We start from the raw sequence: 598 nt of genomic DNA on the forward strand, positions 1-598 counted from the left end.
TGTTCGATTTGCCAAAAGTCGTGAAGTAACAGGACGTATTTTAAATGCTACAGTTAGACGGAACCCTTCTGGTAGATACTTTGTGTCATTGTTAGTTGAAACAGAAGTGCAAGAACTTCCGAAAACAAATTCTTACATTGGAATGGATGTGGGACTAAGAGATTTCGCCATTTTGTCAGATGGAACAACCTATGAAAATCCGAAGTTTTTTCGATCATTAGAAGAGAAGTTGGCAAAAGCACAGCGTGTTCTTTCTAGAAGAATGAAAGGATCTTCTCGCTGGAATAAACAACGAGTAAAAGTAGCTAGAATTCATGAATACATGACGAATGCTAGAAAAGATTACTTGGACAAAACCTCGACTGAAATCATCAAAAACCACGATGTTATCGGTATAGAGGATTTGCAAGTATCGAATATGTTAAAGAATCATAAGTTAGCAAAAGCAATTAGTGAGGTATCATGGTCTCAGTTTCGAACTATGTTGGAATACAAAGCAAAATGGTACGGCAAACAAGTCATTGTTGTATCGAAAACATTTGCTTCAAGCCAATTATGTTCTTGTTGTGGATATCAAAACAAAGACGTTAAAAATCTA

At 36.0% G+C, this 598-nt stretch carries 1 protein-coding gene; it reads left to right on the plus strand.

The features are described 5' to 3' along the window. Positions 1-598: RNA-guided endonuclease TnpB family protein (locus tag BAQ49_RS05295; RefSeq protein ID WP_131802710.1), on the plus strand; the 598-nt coding region annotated here is incomplete at both ends.

Source organism: Bacillus proteolyticus (genome assembly GCF_001884065.1).
Taxonomy (GTDB): domain Bacteria; phylum Bacillota; class Bacilli; order Bacillales; family Bacillaceae_G; genus Bacillus_A; species Bacillus_A proteolyticus.